General features: G+C 69.4%; 22 protein-coding genes. 13 read left to right on the top strand and 9 right to left on the bottom strand.

The window, feature by feature from the left end:
* Nucleotides 1-47: 47 nt before the first annotated feature.
* Together ACT53Q_RS14540 and ACT53Q_RS14545 are read right to left on the bottom strand one after the other, a co-directional pair.
* Nucleotides 48-626 (bottom strand): hypothetical protein, encoded by a 579-nt coding sequence (locus ACT53Q_RS14540; protein WP_476187369.1) that lies wholly within the window; start codon nucleotides 624-626, stop codon nucleotides 48-50.
* A gap of 87 nt (nucleotides 627-713) precedes the next feature.
* Entirely contained in the window at nucleotides 714-1,538 is an 825-nt protein-coding gene (locus ACT53Q_RS14545; protein ID WP_476187370.1) for a DUF3047 domain-containing protein, read from the bottom strand.
* A 190-nt stretch (nucleotides 1,539-1,728) separates the two neighbouring features.
* On the opposite strand from ACT53Q_RS14545, the gene ACT53Q_RS14550 reads away from it, so the two are divergent.
* A complete protein-coding gene (locus tag ACT53Q_RS14550; protein ID WP_476187371.1) occupies nucleotides 1,729-2,697 on the top strand; it encodes a helix-turn-helix transcriptional regulator in 969 nt (322 codons plus the stop codon).
* A 105-nt stretch (nucleotides 2,698-2,802) separates the two neighbouring features.
* On the opposite strand, the gene ACT53Q_RS14555 is transcribed toward ACT53Q_RS14550, so the two are convergent.
* The gene (locus ACT53Q_RS14555; RefSeq protein WP_476187372.1) at nucleotides 2,803-3,279 is read right to left on the bottom strand and encodes a hypothetical protein; all 477 of its coding nucleotides are present in this window, start codon (nucleotides 3,277-3,279) and stop codon (nucleotides 2,803-2,805) included.
* A 98-nt stretch (nucleotides 3,280-3,377) separates the two neighbouring features.
* Nucleotides 3,378-3,737: a hypothetical protein gene (locus ACT53Q_RS14560; protein WP_476187373.1), complete on the bottom strand. Its 360-nt coding sequence runs from the start codon at nucleotides 3,735-3,737 to the stop codon at nucleotides 3,378-3,380.
* A gap of 128 nt (nucleotides 3,738-3,865) precedes the next feature.
* Here ACT53Q_RS14560 and ACT53Q_RS14565 point away from each other — a divergent pair, with 128 nt between their 5' ends.
* Together ACT53Q_RS14565 and ACT53Q_RS14570 are read left to right on the top strand one after the other, a co-directional pair.
* A complete protein-coding gene (locus ACT53Q_RS14565; RefSeq protein WP_476187374.1) occupies nucleotides 3,866-4,183 on the top strand; it encodes a hypothetical protein in 318 nt (105 codons plus the stop codon).
* Between the two features lie 352 nt (nucleotides 4,184-4,535).
* Nucleotides 4,536-6,569 carry a prolyl oligopeptidase family serine peptidase gene (locus tag ACT53Q_RS14570; protein WP_476187375.1) on the top strand — a complete coding sequence of 678 codons (2,034 nt, stop codon included), beginning with the start codon at nucleotides 4,536-4,538 and terminating at the stop codon, nucleotides 6,567-6,569.
* 249 nt (nucleotides 6,570-6,818) lie between these two features.
* Here the strand turns inward: ACT53Q_RS14570 and ACT53Q_RS14575 are convergent, their stop codons facing one another.
* Nucleotides 6,819-7,373 carry a DUF924 family protein gene (locus tag ACT53Q_RS14575; protein ID WP_476187376.1) on the bottom strand — a complete coding sequence of 185 codons (555 nt, stop codon included), beginning with the start codon at nucleotides 7,371-7,373 and terminating at the stop codon, nucleotides 6,819-6,821.
* Between the two features lie 129 nt (nucleotides 7,374-7,502).
* Entirely contained in the window at nucleotides 7,503-8,279 is a 777-nt protein-coding gene (locus ACT53Q_RS14580) for an AMP nucleosidase (protein WP_476187377.1), read from the bottom strand.
* A 206-nt stretch (nucleotides 8,280-8,485) separates the two neighbouring features.
* Between ACT53Q_RS14580 and ACT53Q_RS14585 the strand changes: the two genes are divergently transcribed.
* The 7 genes from ACT53Q_RS14585 to ACT53Q_RS14615 all read left to right on the top strand — a co-directional run bounded on the left by ACT53Q_RS14585 (nucleotide 8,486) and on the right by ACT53Q_RS14615 (nucleotide 14,820).
* Nucleotides 8,486-9,973 carry an amidohydrolase gene (locus ACT53Q_RS14585; RefSeq protein WP_476187378.1) on the top strand — a complete coding sequence of 496 codons (1,488 nt, stop codon included), beginning with the start codon at nucleotides 8,486-8,488 and terminating at the stop codon, nucleotides 9,971-9,973.
* Nucleotides 9,970-11,271 carry an amidohydrolase family protein gene (locus ACT53Q_RS14590; protein ID WP_476187379.1) on the top strand — a complete coding sequence of 434 codons (1,302 nt, stop codon included), beginning with the start codon at nucleotides 9,970-9,972 and terminating at the stop codon, nucleotides 11,269-11,271. The genes ACT53Q_RS14585 and ACT53Q_RS14590 overlap by 4 nt, the downstream gene beginning before the upstream one ends.
* A gap of 4 nt (nucleotides 11,272-11,275) precedes the next feature.
* Complete coding sequence (locus tag ACT53Q_RS14595; RefSeq protein ID WP_476187380.1) at nucleotides 11,276-11,971, top strand: hypothetical protein; 696 nt, start codon at nucleotides 11,276-11,278, stop codon at nucleotides 11,969-11,971.
* A 30-nt stretch (nucleotides 11,972-12,001) separates the two neighbouring features.
* Nucleotides 12,002-12,628, top strand: a complete 627-nt coding sequence (locus ACT53Q_RS14600) for a DsbA family protein (RefSeq protein WP_476187381.1) — start codon at nucleotides 12,002-12,004, stop codon at nucleotides 12,626-12,628.
* A 134-nt stretch (nucleotides 12,629-12,762) separates the two neighbouring features.
* Nucleotides 12,763-13,707: a DegV family protein gene (locus ACT53Q_RS14605; protein WP_476187382.1), complete on the top strand. Its 945-nt coding sequence runs from the start codon at nucleotides 12,763-12,765 to the stop codon at nucleotides 13,705-13,707.
* Between the two features lie 79 nt (nucleotides 13,708-13,786).
* Complete coding sequence (locus ACT53Q_RS14610; protein WP_476187383.1) at nucleotides 13,787-14,128, top strand: hypothetical protein; 342 nt, start codon at nucleotides 13,787-13,789, stop codon at nucleotides 14,126-14,128.
* Nucleotides 14,125-14,820, top strand: coding sequence for a Dph6-related ATP pyrophosphatase (locus ACT53Q_RS14615; RefSeq protein WP_476187384.1), 696 nt, complete (start codon nucleotides 14,125-14,127; stop codon nucleotides 14,818-14,820). Before ACT53Q_RS14610 ends, ACT53Q_RS14615 begins: the two co-directional genes overlap by 4 nt.
* 140 nt (nucleotides 14,821-14,960) lie before the next feature.
* Here ACT53Q_RS14615 and fghA read toward each other — a convergent pair whose 3' ends face one another.
* The 3 genes from fghA to frmR form a co-directional block, all read right to left on the bottom strand.
* Nucleotides 14,961-15,797, bottom strand: coding sequence for an S-formylglutathione hydrolase (gene fghA, locus ACT53Q_RS14620; protein ID WP_476187548.1), 837 nt, complete (start codon nucleotides 15,795-15,797; stop codon nucleotides 14,961-14,963).
* Between the two features lie 76 nt (nucleotides 15,798-15,873).
* Nucleotides 15,874-16,983: an S-(hydroxymethyl)glutathione dehydrogenase/class III alcohol dehydrogenase gene (locus tag ACT53Q_RS14625; RefSeq protein WP_476187385.1), complete on the bottom strand. Its 1,110-nt coding sequence runs from the start codon at nucleotides 16,981-16,983 to the stop codon at nucleotides 15,874-15,876.
* 20 nt (nucleotides 16,984-17,003) lie between these two features.
* Nucleotides 17,004-17,279: a formaldehyde-responsive transcriptional repressor FrmR gene (frmR, locus tag ACT53Q_RS14630; protein WP_476187386.1), complete on the bottom strand. Its 276-nt coding sequence runs from the start codon at nucleotides 17,277-17,279 to the stop codon at nucleotides 17,004-17,006.
* Nucleotides 17,280-17,437: 158 nt separating this feature from the next.
* Here frmR and ACT53Q_RS14635 point away from each other — a divergent pair, with 158 nt between their 5' ends.
* From ACT53Q_RS14635 to ACT53Q_RS14645, 3 genes are all read left to right on the top strand, one after another.
* Complete coding sequence (locus tag ACT53Q_RS14635) at nucleotides 17,438-17,845, top strand: hypothetical protein (protein WP_476187387.1); 408 nt, start codon at nucleotides 17,438-17,440, stop codon at nucleotides 17,843-17,845.
* A gap of 151 nt (nucleotides 17,846-17,996) precedes the next feature.
* Nucleotides 17,997-18,458, top strand: coding sequence for a DUF4879 domain-containing protein (locus ACT53Q_RS14640; RefSeq protein WP_476187388.1), 462 nt, complete (start codon nucleotides 17,997-17,999; stop codon nucleotides 18,456-18,458).
* Between the two features lie 362 nt (nucleotides 18,459-18,820).
* Nucleotides 18,821-19,264: a DUF4879 domain-containing protein gene (locus ACT53Q_RS14645; RefSeq protein WP_476187389.1), complete on the top strand. Its 444-nt coding sequence runs from the start codon at nucleotides 18,821-18,823 to the stop codon at nucleotides 19,262-19,264.
* Nucleotides 19,265-19,323 lie beyond the last annotated feature (59 nt).

Genomic DNA, 19,323 nt, shown 5'->3' on the forward strand with positions numbered 1-19,323 from the left:
CATCGTGCGCGATGCCGACGCCGCGATGCCGGCAGTGCAGGGTTTCGTCAGCGCGGGGCGTCGATGCGGATCGACGGATCGTTGTAGCGCGAGTAGCGGATGGTCGTGGTGGTGGCGTGGCCGCCCCAGCTGCCGGTGACTTCCTGCCGGATCGGCAGCCCGTCGATGCCCACCCACAGCAGCGTCGTGGTCGGCACCTTGCCGGCGATCGTCATCCGGTATTTTTTCGCCGGCTTGCCGTCGGCGAGTTCGCTGCCCAGCGCTTCGACCTGCATCCTGTCGACTTCGCGGAAGGCGGTGTCGCCCTGCCGCCACTGGGTCATCGCGCCCTTGGGCATCGGCACCTTCATCGTGCGGCCGCCGAAGTTCATGTACATCGTGTCGCCGATGATGTACTGCGCGCCCTGCGGCGTCTGCATGCGGTAGCGGTCGGGCGCGACGAAGTCCATGTCGCTGGCCGGCACGCGCTTGTCGCTGCTCTCCATGTGCGCGTGGTAGGCGCGCAGGGCGAGGAACTTCACGCTGAGCGCCTTCATGTCTTCCTTCGGGCCGGCCCAGGCGGTGGCGGCGGCGAGCAGGGACAGCGGCAGGGCGGCGAGGGCGAGGCGGCGTGCTGCGGTCGTCATCGGGATCGGTCCGGAAAAGGGAATGCGTTGCCTGCGAAAGCGTAAAAGACGGCGTCGACCGGCCAGCGCGACCGGTCAGCGCGCCGGTCAGTGCCGGGCGCGGGCGTCGAAATGGATGTCGCCGAACCAGGTGGTGGTCTGCTCGCCGGTGGCGTCGGTGTCGACCGTGACCGAGACCCCGGTGACCCGCGGCGCCGGTTCGCCGAACGCGCGCTGGTAGTCCACCGCGATGTCGCGCTGCGGCGACACCCAGCGGTTCTCGTCGGCGTGGCCGGTGGTGGCGACGATGGTCATCAGGAACGGCCCCGACAGGTCCTCGCGCACGCTGTCCGCCGGCGCGCTGCCGTCCCAGACGTAGCACAGCGTGGCGGTCGGCCCGTTGCGGCCGTTGCGCGCCAGCTCGAACTTGCGCAGGCCGCGTTCCTTCAGCGACATCGTCTCCTCCTTGCGGGCGAAGAAGACGCAGAGCTTCGCGGCCGCGTCGTCGACGGGCTTGCGCGGCGGCGGGTCGGGCCGGTCCAGCGCGTGCGAGGTGCGCCAGCGCCAGCGCAGGATCGGGGTCTGCTTCGGGTCGGCGAACAGGCCGTGGCGCAGGGTCGCGGTGGCGCCGTCGGCGCGGCCGCGCAGCACGATCGTGCCCGGATCGGCGACCACCCGCGGCCGGCCGCGCTTGCCCGGCGCGGGCTGGACCACGTGCATGGCGCCGTCGAGGACGAGGTCGTAGAAGGTCGCGTGCTCGGTGTCGGTCGGACGTTCCACGATCCAGCCCGGCGGCGCGGTCCCGGCCAGCGGACCGGCGGAGAACGGGGTCGGGCCGAGCGACTGGGCGCCCGCCAGCGGCGCCGCGGCGCAGGCGAGCAGGGCGAAGGCGACGCTGGGCAATGGGCGGGACAGTCGGTGGAACCGGGGCATCCGTGGGCGTCCGGGATGGGGCAGGAGCGGGACGATAGCGCACCATACCCCGCACGGGCCTGTCCACCGCAGTTGTCAGCCGCGACCGTCCGCCGCGACCGTCGCAGCCTGCGCGACGCCCGACCGGTACGCTGTGCGGCCATCGCCGGCCGCATGGCCCGGCGTCCCCTCATCGGAGATAATTCGTCGCATGGACCGTTACGAACGCATTCTCTCGCTGCACCGCATCCTCAAGAGCGCGCGCTACCCGGTGACGGTCAAGCGGCTGCAGGACGAGCTGGAATGCTCGCGCGCCACCGCCTACCGCGACCTGGCCTTCCTGCGCGACGCCCTGATGGCGCCGATCGTGGGCGACGGCGAGGCCGGCTTCCGCTACGACCCCAAGGAAGGCGAGCGCTTCGAGCTGCCGGGCCTGTGGCTGAACTCCGAGGAGCTGCACGCGCTGCTCGCGGCGCAGCAGCTGCTCGGCCGCACCGGCGGCGGCGTGCTGTCCTCGGCGCTGGCGCCGTTGCAGCAGCGCATCGAGAAGCTGCTGGAGGAGCACGCGCCCGGCAAGCGCTGGCCGGTCGAGCGCGTGCGCGTGATCCCGCACCGCACCCGCAACATGGACGAGCAGGTGTTCCGCATCGTCTGTTCGGCGGTGCTGGAGCGCAAGCAGCTGAGCTTCGAATACCGCGCCCGCTCCACCGACGAGAAGACCCGTCGCACGGTGTCGCCGCAGCGCGTCACCCACTACCGCGGCAACTGGTATCTCGACGCCTTCGACCACGACCGCGACGCGCTGCGCAGCTTCTCGGTGGATCGCGTGGTGGGCGCGCGCATGCAGGACACGGCCGCGCGCGACGTGCCCGAGGACGAACTCAACGCCCACCTCGCCGGCAGCTACGGCATCTTCTCCGGCGCGCCCAAGGGCTGGGCGACGATCGTCTTCAACCAGAAGATCGCGCGCTGGGTGGCCGACGAGCACTGGCACTCGCAGCAGCAGGACCGCTTCCTCCCCGACGGTCGCTTCGAACGCAAGGTGCCCTACAGCGCCCCGCGCGAACTGCTGATGGACATCCTGCACTACGGTCCGGACGCCGAGATCGTCGAACCGCCGGTGCTGCGCGAGCAGATGAAGTCGATGCTGCAGCTGGCGGTGAGCAATTACGAGAAGTGAGGCGCTGCAGGTGCCATATATGACGGCGGCCCAGCTTGTCGGCCGCAGCCGCCGTCTTGGCCCGACATGCCCCGTAGCCCTCCCGCGTCACGATGTCGCATCGGCTTACGTTTCGTCGTCGATCTGGTCCCGCAGGCAGTCCTTGAGTTCCTTCAGTGCCTCGCCAATCCCGATGCCGGAAACTAGGCTGCCCATGAAGTTGTTGATGACATCGATCCACTTCAGGAAGGCGGTACGCCATGGGCGCACGATCGGATTGACAAGAACCTTGCGCAGGTTGCCGTTGACCCGTCTGACTTGGGATTCCTTCAGATCGAGTTGGGAACCGTAAAATCCGCAGCGTTGCAATTGTGCCGCTGAGGCGCGGTAGATCACCAACTCGGGATGCAGTTCGCCTGCACTTTGCGGTTTTCGTACAAAGTCGTCGAGGCATTCATCGATCGCTGCGCGGATCCGGGCGGCATCCTCGCCGAACAGCGTTTCAGCCTCTGCATGCAGGCGTTCGAACGTCTCGACGGTATCCATGAGCATGCTCAATACCCGGTGGCGAATGTCGGGCAAGTCGTTTTCAAGAAGCGGCATGGTGATGCTCCTTGTATGTCGGCCCGAAGCGGGCCGATGCCGATCTTACGCCCGGGTGGTTGCCTGCTAGTCCCGGTGCGGTGGCATCCCCGGATCGCTCACTCCCCGAAACTCAGCTCGTACGACGCATGGAACGGCTTGCCGGTCGCGACCGGGAGGCGGGCGACGGACAGTTCGCGGTCCATGCACACGGCGTAGGGGGCTTCGTTGTTGCGCCAGGTGCGATCGGTGGTGCCGTCGGCGGCGACGTGGACGACCACGACGAACGCCGGGTACTCGCGGCGGGCGGGGCCGCAGGTCGCCATCGCGGTTTCCAGTGCCTGCCGCTGCGCGTCGACGAGCGCGGTCACGTCGCGCGGGGCCAGCACGTCCTCGTAGCGGTCGGCCGCGGCCTTGGCTTCCTCGAAGGACAGGTCCAGCGCCGACACCTGGGCGGCCAGCAGCAGGGCGAGCAACATGCGGGATCTCCGTTCGGACGCGGGGCGGGGCGATGATCGCACGAAGCGGCGGGCGGGCCGTCGCAGCCCCTGAGACCCCCGCGGCCAAGACTGGTTCCGGACCTTTCCCGCAGCCCCTGAGCGCCGTCATGCCGCATCGCCGCGAACTCACCTCCGCGCCCGCCCCCGCCCGGACTCTGTCCGCCATCGAGCAGGCCCTGATCGGCGCGCTGGCGCTGGGGCTGGTGGCGATGCTGTCCTTCCCGGCCGCCCGTGCGGCCGATGCCGCCGTCGGCTGGCTGCCGTTCTGGCTGATCGCGCTGCCGGCCAGCGCCTGGCTCACCGCACGCTGGCTGCGCCGCTGCGAGGCGACCGCATGGGCCGCGCGTCCGCTGGCCTCCGTGCACGCGCTCGCCGCGCGTCGCGCGCCGGCCCGCACGGCATCGACGCTGCGCCGCGCCGCCTGAGTCCGCGCCGAAGGTCCGGCGCACCGCCGCGTCCATCGTCGGGCGTTCCGCAAACCGGACGTCCGACACGGCGGACGCGGCGGTGCTCTGTGCTAGCGTGACGGCCCCGCCGCACGTTGCCACGGACCCCTGCATGTCCCCGTCTCCGCCCGTTCGCTTCGCCGCCGGCCTCGTCCTGGGCTGCGCCGCCGTCCTGATTGCCGCCGCGCCGGCCCTCGATGCCCGCGCCGCCGCCGCGAAACCCGACGCTCCCAGGCCGGCGTCCGCCAAGCCCGCCGCCCCCAAACCCGCTTCCGCGAAGCCTGCCGCCAGGCCCGCTTCCGCGAAGCCCGCCACCGCGAAACCTGCCGCCATGTCCGAACCCGCTCCCGCCGATCCCTATCTCTGGCTCGAAGGCGTCGAGGACGCGAAGGCGCTGGACTGGGTGCGCGAGCACAACGCGAAGGCCGAGGCGGAGATCACCGCGGCCGCGGGCTTCCAGCCCCTGGAAAACGACCTGCGCGCCATCCTCGACTCGAACGCACGCATCCCGACGGTCGAGAAGCACGGCACCTACTACTACAACTTCTGGCGCGACAAGGACCACCCGCGCGGCCTGTGGCGGCGCACCACGCTGGTCGAATACCGCAAGGAAGCGCCGCAGTGGGAGACCGTGCTCGATCTCGACGCGCTGGGCGCGGCCGAGAAGGAAAGCTGGGTCTGGCACGGCGTCGAATGCCTGCGGCCGAAGTACGAGCGCTGCCTGATCTCGCTCTCGCGTGGCGGCGCCGACGCGGACGTCACCCGCGAGTTCGACCTCACGACGAAGACCTGGGTCGAAGGCGGCTTCATGCGCCCCGAGGCCAAGGGCGGCCTGCAGTGGATCGACCAGGACACCGTCTACGTCTACACCGATTTCGGCGACGGCTCGATGACGAAATCCGGCTACCCGCGCGTGGTCAAGGAGTGGAAGCGCGGCACGCCGATGGAATCGGCGAAGGTCGTGTACGAGGGCAAGCCCGAGGACATGTACATCGCCGCGTTCCACGACCAGACGCCCGGCTTCCAGCGCGATTTCGTCTCGCGCACCATCGCCTTCTACAACGACGAGCTGTACCTGCGCGGCAAGGACGGCAAGCTGGTCAAGATCGACCTGCCCAACTCCGCCAGCAAGGCCGTGAGCAACCAGTGGCTGAGCGTCGAGTTGCGCGAGCCGTGGACGCTCAACGGCCGCACCTACGAGGCCGGTTCGCTGCTGGTCATCGACTTCGACAAGTTCATGGCCGGCAACCGCGATTTCGACGTCGCCTTCACGCCGGACGACCACACCTCGCTGTCGGGCTTCACGTGGACCAAGCGCCACCTCGTGCTGACCCTGCTCGACGACGTGAAGAGCAAGATCCGCGTGATGACCCCGCTCGGCGAGGGCGGCTGGCGCCAGGCCGTGCTGGCGGGCGCGCCGTCGGTGGGTACGGTCAGCGTGAGCGCGGTCGATCCCGACGAAAGCGACGCGCTGTGGATGACCAGCAGCGACTTCCTCACCCCGACCACGCTGTCGCGGGTGGAGATCGGCCAGGCGCCGGAGAAGCTGAAGGCGATGCCCCGCTTCTTCGAGTCCGACGGCCTGGTGACCGAGCAGCACTTCGCGACCTCGAAGGACGGCACCAAGGTCCCGTACTTCATCGTCCGCCCGAAGGACATGCCGATGAACGGCACCACGCCGACGCTGCTGTGGGGCTACGGCGGCTTCGAGGTGTCGTACACCGCGTCGTACAACCCGATGGCCGGCCGCGGCTGGCTGCAGCAGGGCGGCGTGTACGTGCTCGCCAACATCCGCGGCGGCGGCGAATACGGCCCGCGCTGGCACCAGGCCGCGATGAAGGCCGATCGCCACAAGGCCTATGAAGACTTCGCCGCGGTCGCGCAGGACCTGTTCGACCGCAAGATCACCTCGCCCGAGCACCTCGGCGCGCAGGGCGGCAGCAACGGCGGCCTGCTGATGGGCAACATGATCACCCAGTACCCGCAGCTGTTCGGCGCGGTGGTCTGCCAGGTGCCGCTGCTCGACATGAAGCGCTACAGCCACCTGCTGGCCGGCGCCTCGTGGATGGCCGAGTACGGCGATCCCGACACCAAGGACTGGAGCTTCATCCAGACCTTCTCGCCGTACCACCTGCTGAAGGACGGTGTGAAATACCCGCCGGTGCTGTTCACCACTTCCACCCGCGACGACCGCGTCCACCCGGGCCACGCCCGCAAGATGATGGCGAAGATGGAAGCGATGGGTGCCAACGTGCGCTACTACGAGAACATCGAAGGCGGCCACGGCGGCGCAGCCAACAACGCCCAGGAAGCGCACATGCGCGCACTGGCCTACACGTTCCTCTGGCAGCAGCTGAAGAAGTGACGTAGGGCGGGCTCCCGGCTTGCGCTGGGACAGGCCCGGCCCGCCATTGCGACGCAACCCATCGCACCGCACATCGATCGAGACCACCGGGGCGGCCAAGGGCCGCCCCGCGTGTTTCAGGACATGCCGTGCATCTGTTGATGCTCGCCCCCGCTGTCATCCCGAGCGCAGCGAGGGACCTGCTTCAAGCTTCTGCCGCATCCGGACCAAAGCAGGTCCCTCGCTGCGCTCGGGATGACAGTAAAAAGCTCAGAACCCGCCGCCCGCGTCCAGCCACGCCTGTTCCTCGGGCGTACTGTCGCGGCCCAGCGCGCGATTGCGGTGCGGGAATCGACCGAAGCAGCGGATCACGTCGCGGTGCGCTTCGGCGTACTTGAGATAGTTCGCGTCACCGAGTGCGGCGACGAGTGCGACGCAGCGGTCCTGGTCGGCGATGTCTTCCGAATGCTCGAACGGCAGGTAGAAGAACACGCGCAGCGCGGGATCGACGCGCTGGTCGTGGCCTGCGTCGATCGCATGCGTCGCGTACGCACGCGCCAGCGGGTCGGTGGCGAACGCATGCCCGCTGTCGCGGAACACGTTGCGCGGCACCTGGTCGAGCAGCAGCACCAGCGCGAGCGCGCCGTCGGCGTCGTCGAGCAGTGCCTCGTGCTCGCGTCGCGCCGCGGCGAAATGCGCGTCGAGGAAGCGGTCGCGCAATGCGTCGTCGAACGCGGCGTCCTTCGCGAACCACTTCGACGGGCCGGCGTCGCGCCAGAAGGTGAGGATGCACTGTGCCGCTTCACGGGATGCAGGGTGGCTCATGTCGAAGTCATTCCGTCGGGATCGCGCATGCTGCCGTTCCGGCCCCCGCCCCGATCCTCCCCCGCGTGCGGGGGAGGGAGGTTCGCGCGCAGCGTGAACGGGAGGGGGAAACGTCGTCGCATCCCGGTGTCACTCATCGAACCGCAGGTGCCGCACCGACTTGCCGTGCCGGCGGATGAGCTTCAGTGCTTCGATGCCGATGGTGATGTGGCGTTCGACGTACTCGGCGCTGACCTTGGCGTCGCTGGCTTCGGTCTTCACGCCTTCGGGGATCATCGGCTGGTCGCTGACCAGCAGCAACGCGCCGCAGGGGATGCGGTTGGCGAAGCCGGCGGCGAAGACGGTGGCGGTCTCCATGTCGATCGCCATGCAGCGCATCGCGCGCAGGCGGTCCTTGAAGGCGTCGTCGTGTTCCCAGACGCGGCGGTTGGTGGTGTAGACGGTGCCGGTCCAGTAGTCGTGGTCGAGGTCGCGGATCATGGTCGACACCGCGCGCTGCAGGGCGAACGCGGGCAGCGCGGGCACTTCCGGCGGCAGGTAGTCGTTGCTGGTGCCGTCGCCGCGGATGGCGGCGATGGGCAGGATCAGGTCGCCCAGTTGGTTCTTGCGCTTGAGCCCGCCGCACTTGCCAAGGAACAGCACGGCGTCGGGCGACACGGCGGACAGCAGGTCCATCAGCGTGGCGGCGTTGGGGCTGCCCATGCCGAAGTTGATCATGGTGATGCCGTCGACGGTGGCGCTGGGCATCGGGCGGTCGCGGCCGACGACTTCGGCGCCGGTCATGCGCGCGAACAGGTCGAGGTAGCCGCCGAAATTGGTGAGCAGGATGTGCTTGCCGAAGCCGTCCAGCGGAACGCCGGTGTAGCGCGGCAGCCAGTTCTCGACGATGTCTTGCTTGGTCTTCATTCTTGTTCTTCTCCGGTGGTGCGATGCGTCGTGCGGATGCGCCTGCCCGCCGCCGGCGCGCACCGCAGGAGGCGGGCACGGGCGAGGTTCGGTGAAGGGCGGACCCCATTGTGTCACGCACCATGACCTTGGTCATGGTTGGCAGCCCGGGGCATGCCGGCTAGGGTGGGCCGGTCCGTCAGTCCGCACGCCCGGGGGCGCTTTCCATGCTGTTCCGAACCTTCCTCGCCGCGCTCGCGGCGACCGTGCTGCCGGCGCTCGCGCTGGCGCCGGTGCAGGCCGCCGACGGCGGCACCGCCGTCCGGCCCGTGTCCCGCTTCGCGCAGGACCCGTATCCCAGTACCTACCATCGGCTGCCGTCGCCGCCGGTGCTCATCCAGGGCGCCACCGTGCTCACCGGGACGGGCACGCGCCTGGACGGCGCCGACGTGCTGATGCGCGACGGGAAGATCGTCGCCGTCGGGCCGCAACTGGACGCGCCGGCCGATGCGATCCGCGTCGACGGCCGCGGCAAGTGGGTGACGCCGGGCCTGATCGACGTGCACTCGCACCTGGGCGTGTATCCCAGCCCGGGCGTGAAGGCGCATTCCGACGGCAACGAGGCGACGTCGCCGACCACGCCGAACGTGTGGGCCGAGCATTCGATCTGGCCGCAGGACCCGGGCTTCCTCACCGCGATGGCCGGCGGCGTGACCGCGATGCAGGTGCTGCCGGGCTCGGCGAACCTGATCGGCGGCCGCGGCGTCACGCTCAAGAACGTGCCGTCCACGACCTACCAGGGCATGAAGTTCCCCGGCGCGCCGTGGGGCCTGAAGATGGCCTGCGGCGAGAATCCCAAGCGCGTCTACGGCGAGCGCGGCGGTCCGTCCACGCGCATGGCGAACGTGGCCGGCTACCGCGCGGCGTTCATCGACGCCAGCGAATACCTGCGCAAGAACCGGCCGAAATCCGCGCCGGCGCCACAGCCGCAGAAGCGGCACTGGTGGCAGGGCCGCACGGGGTCGTCCGACGGCCGCGACAGCAGCAATGACAGCGGCGGCAAGCGCGACCTGAAGATGGACACGCTGGCCGGTGCGATCAACGGCGACATCCTGGTGCACATCCACTGCTACCGCGCCGACGAGATGGCGACGATGATCGACCTCGCCAAGGAATTCGGCTTCAGGATCAGCGCCTTCCATCACGGCGCCGAGGCCTACAAGATCGCCGACCGCCTGGCCGCCGAGAACATCTGCGGCGCGCTCTGGGCCGACTGGTGGGGCTTCAAGATGGAATCGTTCGACGGCATCCAGGAGAACATCCTCATGGTCGACCGGGTGAAGAACGGCTGCGCGATCGTGCATTCGGATTCGGAGGAAGGCATCCAGCGCCTCAACCAGGAAGCCGCGAAGGTGATGGCGCAGGGCGCGCGCATCGGCATCCCGATTCCACCCGAACGCGCGGTGCGCTGGATCACCGCGAACCCGGCGAAGGCGCTGGGCATCCTCGACCGGACCGGTACGCTGGAGCCGGGCAAGATGGCCGACGTGGTGGTGTGGAACGGCACGCCGTTCAGCGTGTACGCGCATGCCGAGCAGGTGTACGTCGACGGCGCCCGCGTGTACGACCGGAACGACCCGTCGCGGCAGCCGAAGTCCGACTTCATGCTCGGCCAGAGCGTGCTGGGTCAAAGCGTGCAGGGAGGTGTGCGATGAGCCGCCGTCACGCCACGCACGCTTCGCTGCGCCGCTCGCTGCTGGCGCTGGGCCTGTCGCTGCTGGTCGCGCCGGCCTTCGCCCAGAATGTGCTGATCCACGACGCCAAGGTCTACACCGCCGGCGCGCAGGGCACGCTGGACCACGCCGACGTGCTGGTGCGCAACGGCAACATCGCCGCGATCGGCAAGGACCTGTCCGCGCCGGGCGTGCCGGTGGTCGAGGCCGGCGGCCGCCCGCTGACGCCGGCACTGTTCGGCGGCATCTCCGCGATGGGGCTGGAGGAGATCTCGCTCGGCGAGGACACCGACGACCACGCGCTCGCGCTCGGCGGCAAGGAGATGGTGGTACGGCCGGAGTTCGACGTGACCCTGGCCTACAACCCGGACTCGATCCTCGTCCCGGTCGCGCGGGTGGAAGGCATCGGCTTCACGATGCTGCGCGCCGACAGCGTGCGCGGCGGGTCGATCGTCGGTGGCCAGGGCGGCATGGTCCGCCTGGACGGCAGCCCGGACCCGATCGGCCCACGCGCGCTGTTCCTGCAACTGGGCGCCGAAGGCGCCAGCCTGACCGGCAACTCGCGTGCGGGGCAGTGGATGATCCTCGACCAGCTGGTCGACGAGGCCCGCGGCCGCATCGGGCCGGACGCGAACAGCGCGCTGCTCACGCCGGCCGGCCGGCGCACGCTGGCGCGCTATCTCGACGGCGGTGGTCGCGTGGTGGTGGCGGTGCATCGCGCCGCCGACATCCGCCAGCTGGTGCGCTGGTCGCAGCGCCAGAACGTGCGCATCGCCGTCCTTGGCGGCGTCGAGGCATGGAAGGTCGCGCCGCTGCTGGCGTCGGCGAAGGTGCCGGTGTTCCTCGATCCGCTGGCGGACCTGCCGGCCGACTTCGACCAGATCGGCGCGACGCTGGAGAACGCCGCGCGCCTGCAGGCCGCCGGCGTGCCGGTGAGCTTCAGCCGCTTCGACGACCCGTCGCACTACGCCCGCAAGATCCGCCAGGCCGCCGGCAACGCCGTCGCCAACGGCCTGCCGTGGGAAGCCGCGCTGGAAGGCCTGACCCGCATCCCGGCCGAGACCTTCGGCGTGGGCGACCGCCTGGGCACGATCGCGGTCGGCAAGCGCGCCGACCTGGTGCTGTGGACCGGCGATCCGCTGGAAGTCAGCACGACCGCGGTGCAGACGTGGTTCGACGGCCGCGCGATCCCGATGACCAGCCGCCAGACCGAGCTGCGCGACCGCTACCTGCACGCGCCCGGCGACCTGCCGCGCGCCTATCCGGCCAGCGGCGAGTGACGGCATGGCCATGCTGAGTCTCGCCCTCGCCGCCGCGCTGACGGCCGCCCCGGCGCTGCAGTTGCCGGGGCAGTTCCATGGCGACGAGACCGTCGCCCGCGACGGCGAGCGCTGGCTGGCGCTGGTCGCGGACGGCGGCGGCGCCCGCCTGCGCGCGGTGCGCGTGCGGGTGAAGCCGACGCACGATGCCGTGCTCGACGCCGACGACGGCCCCGCCACGGGTCGGATCGTCGAGAGCGTCGCGGGGCCGGGCGCGGTCGTCGCTTACGTCCGCGGACCGGGCCTGCGCGAACGCGCGGTGGCCCGGGCGACCGCCACCGAACTGCCGCCCGTCGATCGTCTGGGCAGGTCGCGGCTGCGGCTCGGCGACCGCGACTACACGCTGACGACCCGGTGCACGCCGGCCGCGACGATCACCGACGGCTATCGCTGCACCATCGAACTGGCGCAGGGCGACCGCCGCCAGACGCTGGCGGAGATGGCCGGCACGCGCGAGCAGGACGGCAGCCTCCTGCTCGGCGACGAGGCCTCGCCGTCGCTGCTCTTCGCCGGTGATCTCGACGGCGACGGCGCGCTCGACCTGCTGTACGACGTCACCGATCACTACAACGTGTCGGCGCCCACGCTGTTCCTCTCCGGCGCCGCCGGCGACGGAGAACTCGTGCACGCCGTCGCCGAACAGCGCACCACCGGCTGCTGAGCCGGCGCGCATCGATTTCCGGAAAACGCCATGACCGACGCGAATCGCTGGTACTTCGATTTCATCTCGCCGTTCGCGTACCTGCAGTGGCCGAAGGTGCGCGCACTGATGGCCGAGCACGCGATCGTGCCCGTCCCGATCCTGCTGGCGGCGGTGCTCGACGCGCGGGGGCAGAAGGGGCCGGCGGAGATTCCGAGCAAGCGCGAATTCACCTATCGCCACGTGCTGTGGCAGGCGCGCGAGGCCGGCGTGCCGCTGCGCTTCCCGCCGCGGCATCCGTTCAATCCGCTGCCCGCGCTGCGGTTGTGCATCGCAGCAGGCGCATCGACGGCATCGATCGACGCGCTGTTCGACTGGATCTGGGTGCAGGGCAACGCCGCCGACAGCACCGAGGCGCTGGAGCCGGTGCGCGAGGCGCTGGGCCTGCCGGCGGGCATCGCCGACACGGCGGAGGTCAAGGCGATGCTGCGTCACTGTACCGAGATCGCCGTCACGTCCGGCGTCTTCGGCGTGCCCACGCTGGGACTTGGCAACGCCCTGTTCTGGGGCAATGATGCGCATGCGTTCGCGGTCGCGGTCCTGCATGAGCCGGCCCTGCTGGACGAGGCCGAAATGCGCAGGGTCGCGGGACTGCCCGTCGGGGTGCAGCGCGGCTGAACAGGGGCGGCCGCTCGGCATCGCCGAGTGCGTTGTGTGGAAAAGTATCGTCGCGGTTCCGTTCCATGACGGGAATCGCACGACGCCCGACCCGCCACGCTGTTATCGTCGCGCCCCCTCCGGAAGCCGCCATCATGCGCATCGGTCTTGTCGTTGATTCGGCATGTGACCTGCCAGGGAGCTTCATCGAACGGAATCACGTCGAAATCCTCCCGATCACGGTCAAGATCGGGGACGCGGTGCTCGCCGACCACCGCAATGAGCAAGCCACGCTCGAGTTCCTGCATTCCCACGTCGCCGAGCGCGGCGCGGAAGCCGAGACCATGCCGTACTCGGTGGAGCAGATCCGCGACGTGTTCCTGCAGAAACTGGTCATCGATTACGACTACGTCTTCTGCCTCACCGTCACCCGCAACCGCAGTCCGATCCACGACAACGCGGTGCAGGCGAGTTTCGTCATCCTCAACGACTACAAGCCGATGCGCACCGCCGCCGGGCATGCGTCGCCGTTCGCGCTGCGCGTGATCGACACGCAGTCGCTGTTCGCCGGCCAGGGCGTGACCGCGGTGGAGGCGATGCGGATGATCCGCGAAGGCGAGGGCGTGGCGAAGATCCGCGCGCGCCTGGACCACCTCGCCATCCACACGCATGCGTACATGGTGCCGCGCGACCTGATGTACCTGCGCTCGCGCACCCGCGCCAAGGGCGACAAGAGCGTCAGCCTGTTCAGCGCCACGCTGGGCTCGGCGCTCGACATCAAGCCGGTGCTGCACTGCAACCGCGGCGAGACCGAACCGGTCGCGAAGATCCGCGGCTGGGATGCGGCGGTGCGACGGCTGTTCGGGTTCGCGGTCGAGCGCGTGCGCGCGGGACTGATGGCGCCGACGATGTGCCTGAGCTACGGCGGCGATCTCGACGAGATGCGCGTGCTGCCCGGCTACGCCTCGCTGATCGACGCCTGCCGCGATGCCGGCGTGGAAGTGTACGAGAGCGTGATGAGCCTCACCGGCATGGTGAACGTCGGCAAGGGCTCGCTGGTCATCGGTTTTGCATCGGAGCCGCACGTCTTCACTGCGTGATGCACGATCGCAGCGGTCGTTCCGGCGGTCGTCGTGACCGCTGCGCTATGCTGGTCCTCTCTCACGGGAGCGGACCCGCATGCGCAATCGTTACTACCTGAGCATTCCCGACGTCGGCGCGCTCGCGTCCGCCGGCGAGTTCGCGTTCCGCACGCGCGGCGCCGAGGGCATCGCCGCCGAGTTGCAGGCGGCGCTGCGCGAGGACGGCCTGTTCCGGCGCTGGGCCGCGACGCTGGGCGATCCGGACGATGTCGATGCCGGACTCGGCGTCACCGATCCCGACGCCGTCGTCACCGGCGCGCAGAAGGATCTGCATCTCGATCTGGTCGCCACCACCGATCTGCCCGGCAGTGTGCTGAAGCACCGGTTGCGCCTGCTCGCCGGTGCCGGTTGGCAACTGCGGGACGTCACTTCGGCATGACCCGCCCGCTGTTGCTGTCCTGGAGCGGCGGCAAGGACGCGGCGTGGGCGCTGCACGTGCTGCGGCAGCGCGACGACGTGACCGTGGTCGGCCTCGTCACCACGCTGACCGAAGGCTACGACCGCATCGCGATGCAGGGCATCCGGCGCGCGCTGCTGCACGCGCAGGCCGACGCCTGCGGCCTGCCGGTGATCGAAGCGTGGATGCCGCAGCGTGCGAGCAACGAGATTTACCGCGCCACGTTCGCCGATGCGCTCGTGCGCGCGCAGGCGCGCTGGCCCGGGCTGCGCGACATCGCGTTCGGCGACCTGTTTCTCGCCGACATCCGCGCCTATCGCGAAGCGCTGTGCGCCGACCTTGGCTGGACGCCCCATTTCCCGATCTTCGACGCCACGCCCGGGCACACTGCGCGCGTGGCGCAGGCGATGCTCGACGCCGGCCTGCGTGCATCGCTGACCTGCGTCGACACCACGCAGCTCGACGGCGACTTCAGCGGCCGAGATTTCGATATCGCGCTGCTGCGTGACCTGCCGCCGACCTGCGATCCCTGCGGCGAGAACGGCGAGTTCCACACACTGGTCCACGCCGGCCCGATGTTCGCCGCACCGATCGACGTCGTGCGCGGCGAACGCGTGCTGCGTGACGATCGTTTCGCCTACACCGATTTCCTGCCGGCATCGCCTCCGTCGTAGAGCGGAGCGCAGCTCCGCTGCACACCTCTCCGGAGACACTTCCGCATCGCCTCGGTAGAGCGGCCTTCAGGCCGCTGCTTTTCTCATTGCAAAAAGCGGAAGCAGCGGCCTGAAGGCCGCTCTACCAAAGCGGGGTGAGCTCAGCGCGTGCGGCTGAGCTGGCGCATGTGGAAGATGAAGTGTTCGCTGATGAAGCTGGCGATGAAGTAGTAGCTGTGGTCGTAGCCCGGGCGCAGGCGCAGGTCGAGCGGATGGTCGACCGCGTCGCAGGCTTCCAGCAGTCGGTGCGGCTGCAGCTGCGTGTCGAGGAATTCGTCGTCGCCGCCCTGATCGACCAGCAGCGGCAGGCGTTCCTGCGCGGTGGCGATGAGTTCGCACGCATCCCACGCCTTCCACGCCTCGCGGTCCTCGCCGAGGTACGCGGCGAACGCCTTCTGGCCCCATGGCACCTGCGACGGCGCCACGATCGGCGAGAACGCCGACACGCTCTGGTAGCGCCCGGGATTGCGCAGCGCCGTGACCAGCGCGCCGTGGCCGCCCATCGAGTGCCCACTGATCGCACGGGCCCCGTTGTTCGGGAAATGCGCGTCGACCCACGCCGGCAGCTCGTTCGCGATGTAGTGCTGCATGCGGTAGTGCGACGACCACGGCGACTGCGTGGCGTCGACGTAGAAGCCCGCGCCCTTGCCGAGGTCGTAGCCGTCGGCGTCGGGCACGTCGTCGCCGCGCGGGCTGGTGTCCGGCGCGACCACGATCACGCCGTGGTCGGCGGCGTAGCGCTGCGCGCCGGCCTTGGTGATGAAGTTCTGTTCCGTGCAGGTCAGGCCCGACAGCCAGTACAGCACCGGGCAGCGCCGCTGCTCGGCCTGCGGCGGCAGGTACACCGCCACCTGCATCGCGCACTCCAGCGCATCGGAATGGTGGCGGTAGACGTCCTGCCAGCCGCTGAAACAGGCGCGATGTTCGATGCGTTCCAGACTCAAGCGGACTCTCCGGTGGTGCCGTGCGGACCGACGGAGGGACGCGCGCCGCGCGGCCCCCCGCCGCGAAAGGTCAGTAATGGATCACCGTGCGGATCGACTTGCCTTCGTGCATCAGGTCGAAGGCCTCGTTGATCCGGTCGAGCGGCAGGGTGTGGGTCACGAACGGGTCGAGATCGATCTCGCCCCGCATCGCCTGTTCCACCATCCCCGGCAGCTGCGAACGCCCCTTCACACCCCCGAACGCAGTTCCCTTCCAGGTCCGGCCAGTCACCAGCTGGAACGGGCGGGTCGAGATCTCCTGCCCGGCGCCGGCGACGCCGATGATCACCGACTGGCCCCAGCCGCGATGGGCGCATTCCAGCGCCGCGCGCATGACGTTGACGTTGCCGATGCACTCGAAGCTGTGGTCCACGCCCCAGCCGGTCATCTCCACGATCACCTGCTGGATCGGCTTGTCGTGGTCCTTCGGGTTGACGCAGTCGGTGGCGCCCATCTGCTGCGCCAATGGGAACTTCGACGGATTGGTGTCGATGGCGATGATGCGGCCGGCCTGCGCCTGGCGCGCGCCCTGGATCACCGCCAGGCCGATGCCGCCGAGCCCGAACACCGCCACGCTGTCGCCGGCCTGCACCTTCGCGGTGTTGTGCACGGCGCCTATCCCGGTGGTCACGCCGCAGCCGAGCAGGCACACGTGCTCGTGGTTGGCCTCGGGGTTGATCTTTGCCAGCGACACTTCGGCGACCACCGTGTACTCGCTGAAGGTCGAGCAGCCCATGTAGTGGTAGACCGGCTGGCCTTCGTACGAGAAGCGCGAGGTGCCGTCGGGCATCACGCCCTTGCCCTGGGTGGCGCGCACCGACACGCACAGGTTGGTCTTGCCGCTCTTGCAGAACAGGCATTCGCCGCATTCGGCGGTGTACAGCGGGATCACGTGGTCGCCCGGCTTCACGCTGGTGACGCCTTCGCCGGCTTCGATCACCACGCCCGCGCCCTCGTGGCCCAGCACGCAGGGGAACAGGCCTTCCGGGTCGTCGCCGCTCAGCGTGAAGGCATCGGTGTGGCACACGCCGGTGTGGGTGATCTTCACCAGCACTTCGCCCTTCTGCGGCGGGGCGACGTCGATCTCGACGATCTTGAGCGGTTGTCCGGGACCGAAGGCGACGGCGGCGCGGGATTTCATGGCGGGCTCCTGGGAGTGGGTCATTTCAGATAGGAACGGACCAGCGCGATGGTCTGCTGGACGCTGCGTTCTTTCGCCGCGCTGCGGGCGGCGACGTCGCCGAACTCCTCGCGCAGATGGCTTTCGAGGACTTCGGCCATCAGCCCGTTCACCGCGCCGCGGATCGCCGCCAGCTGCTGCAGCACCGCGCCGCAGTCGCTGCCGGCCTCGATCGCGCGCGACAGCGCCTCCGCCTGCCCCTGGATGCGGCGCAGGCGGGCGAGGGCCTTCTTCTTCTCGGCGGGGCTGTGGGGCATAGTGGGGGGGAGTATACGGATTCCCGGGGCCGCGTCCATGGCGGGCGCCCGTGGCGATACCCGCGAGACACCCCCGCGCAACCGGGCCGATCCGCGCTTGTCGCGGCCGATCGCCGGTGCGCACGCTCCGCGCATCGATCCGACCGGGGACACACGCCATGGCGATGGGTGGCGATGCGCTGGGCCTGCTGTACTTCTGCAGCATCAAGTTCGCGGGCTACACCGCGATGGCGGCCGTGCTGCGCCGCCACTATCCCGGGTCGACGGCCGCACCCTGGCGCGTCGGCCTGGTGCGGACCGTCATCGGCCTGGTGGCGGGCATGGGCGTGATGCGGCTGGCGGCGCACGTGCATGTGATCCCCGCGTCGCCGGGGTTCTATGTCCTGCTGCTGCCGGTCCGGCTCGCCGAGTGGTTGCTGCTGCTGGAGCGGTTCCACGAACGGCCCGAATGGCAATGGAAGCGCGCACTCCGCTGGGCATCGATCGGCTACGTGTGGTCCTGCCTGCTCGACGTGCCCGCGCTGGCCGCGGTCTTCCTGCTGCCGGGCGGCTTCTGGATCTGCTGAGCGCGCGCGGCGCTGCATCCCCCATCTGCGGGATGACGTCCGCGGCCGGCGACTGCGACGCTGCGCGCGGTCCCGTCGGGGCCTTGCGGAGCAGGCGCGCCGCATGACGCGCCTGCCCTTGCGACATCCACAAGACCCAAGGAGGGTTTCCATGAAGAAGCACGCCATGAAGAAGCACGCCATGCTGGCCCTGGCCGGCCTCGCGATGATGACCGCCGCCACCGTCGCCGCCGCGCCCGCGCCGCCGCTGTCGTACGTCCAGATCCGCTACGTCGGTTCGTCGAACCAGGGCTGGGAGCCGATCGCCGACGGCCAGTTCTCGACCACGCTGGACCACGGCGGCGCGCAGCTGCGCGTGCTCACGGTGGAAGTCGGCTACGGCACCGTCCGCATCGCGAAGATCAACGGCGTGACGCTGCCGTCCACGGCGAACTACCAGACGATCGCTTTTTGTGGCAACAACTTCCTGACCCCATGCAGCCCCGGCCAGACCATCGTCGGCTACTCGCGCTACTGGAACGTCGATGGCTACCAGGGCGGCACGTTCTCCTACCAGACCACGTCGATCAACTCGCCGTTCAACACGATGAGCGACACGCTCAACATCCTCTGATGCGCCGCGCACGGGACGTCGATCGCGCCGCGGTCGCGTCCCGTGTCCCGTGCCGGACGTCGACGCATCGAGGCCGGCAATCGCATTCGCCCGATTGTTCGCTGGCGATGATCGATTCGCAGGCGTCGCGCTTCGCGATGAAGCTGCAGCGGACGCGTGGCGATCGAGGCTCGACCTGGCGGGTCCGTCTCACTTCCAACGTTCCGTTCCTCTTGATGGGCAGGCATCGGTGCCGATTGCCTTGACGGCTTGTGCACGGCTTGCGACGCTGCATGCCGGTCCCGTCGGGGCCGAGCGCAAGGGAATGCGCTGTGTGCCGTTCGCTTGCGTGCGACATCCACCCACATTCAAGGAAGATCGTCATGAAGAAAGCATTGCTCGCTCTCGCCGCCGTCGCCCTGATGAGCGCCGCCACCGTCGCCGCCGCGCCCGCACCGCCGCTGTCATACGTCCAGATCCGCTACGTCGGTTCGTCGAACATCGGCTGGGAAGCGATTCCCGACAACCAGTTCTCGACCCTGCAGAACCACGGCGGCGCCCAGCTGCGCGTGCTGACGGTCGAAGTCGGCTACGGCACCAACGGCATCGCCAAGATCAACGGCACCATCCTGCCGTCCAGCGCCAACTACTCCACGATGCCGTTCTGCAGCAACAACTTCCTGACGCCGTGCACCGCCGGCCAGACCATCGTCGGCTACACCCGCTACTGGAACGTCGACGGCTACCAGGGCGGCACGTTCTACTACCAGAGCACGTCGATCAACTCGCCGTGGAACACGATGAGCGACACGCTCAACATCCTCTGATGCGTCATGCACGGGACGTCGGTCGCGCTGCGGTCGCGTCCCGTGTCTCCCGCGTCGCG

The sequence above is a fragment of the Lysobacter sp. DMC97 genome, from assembly GCF_056313745.1.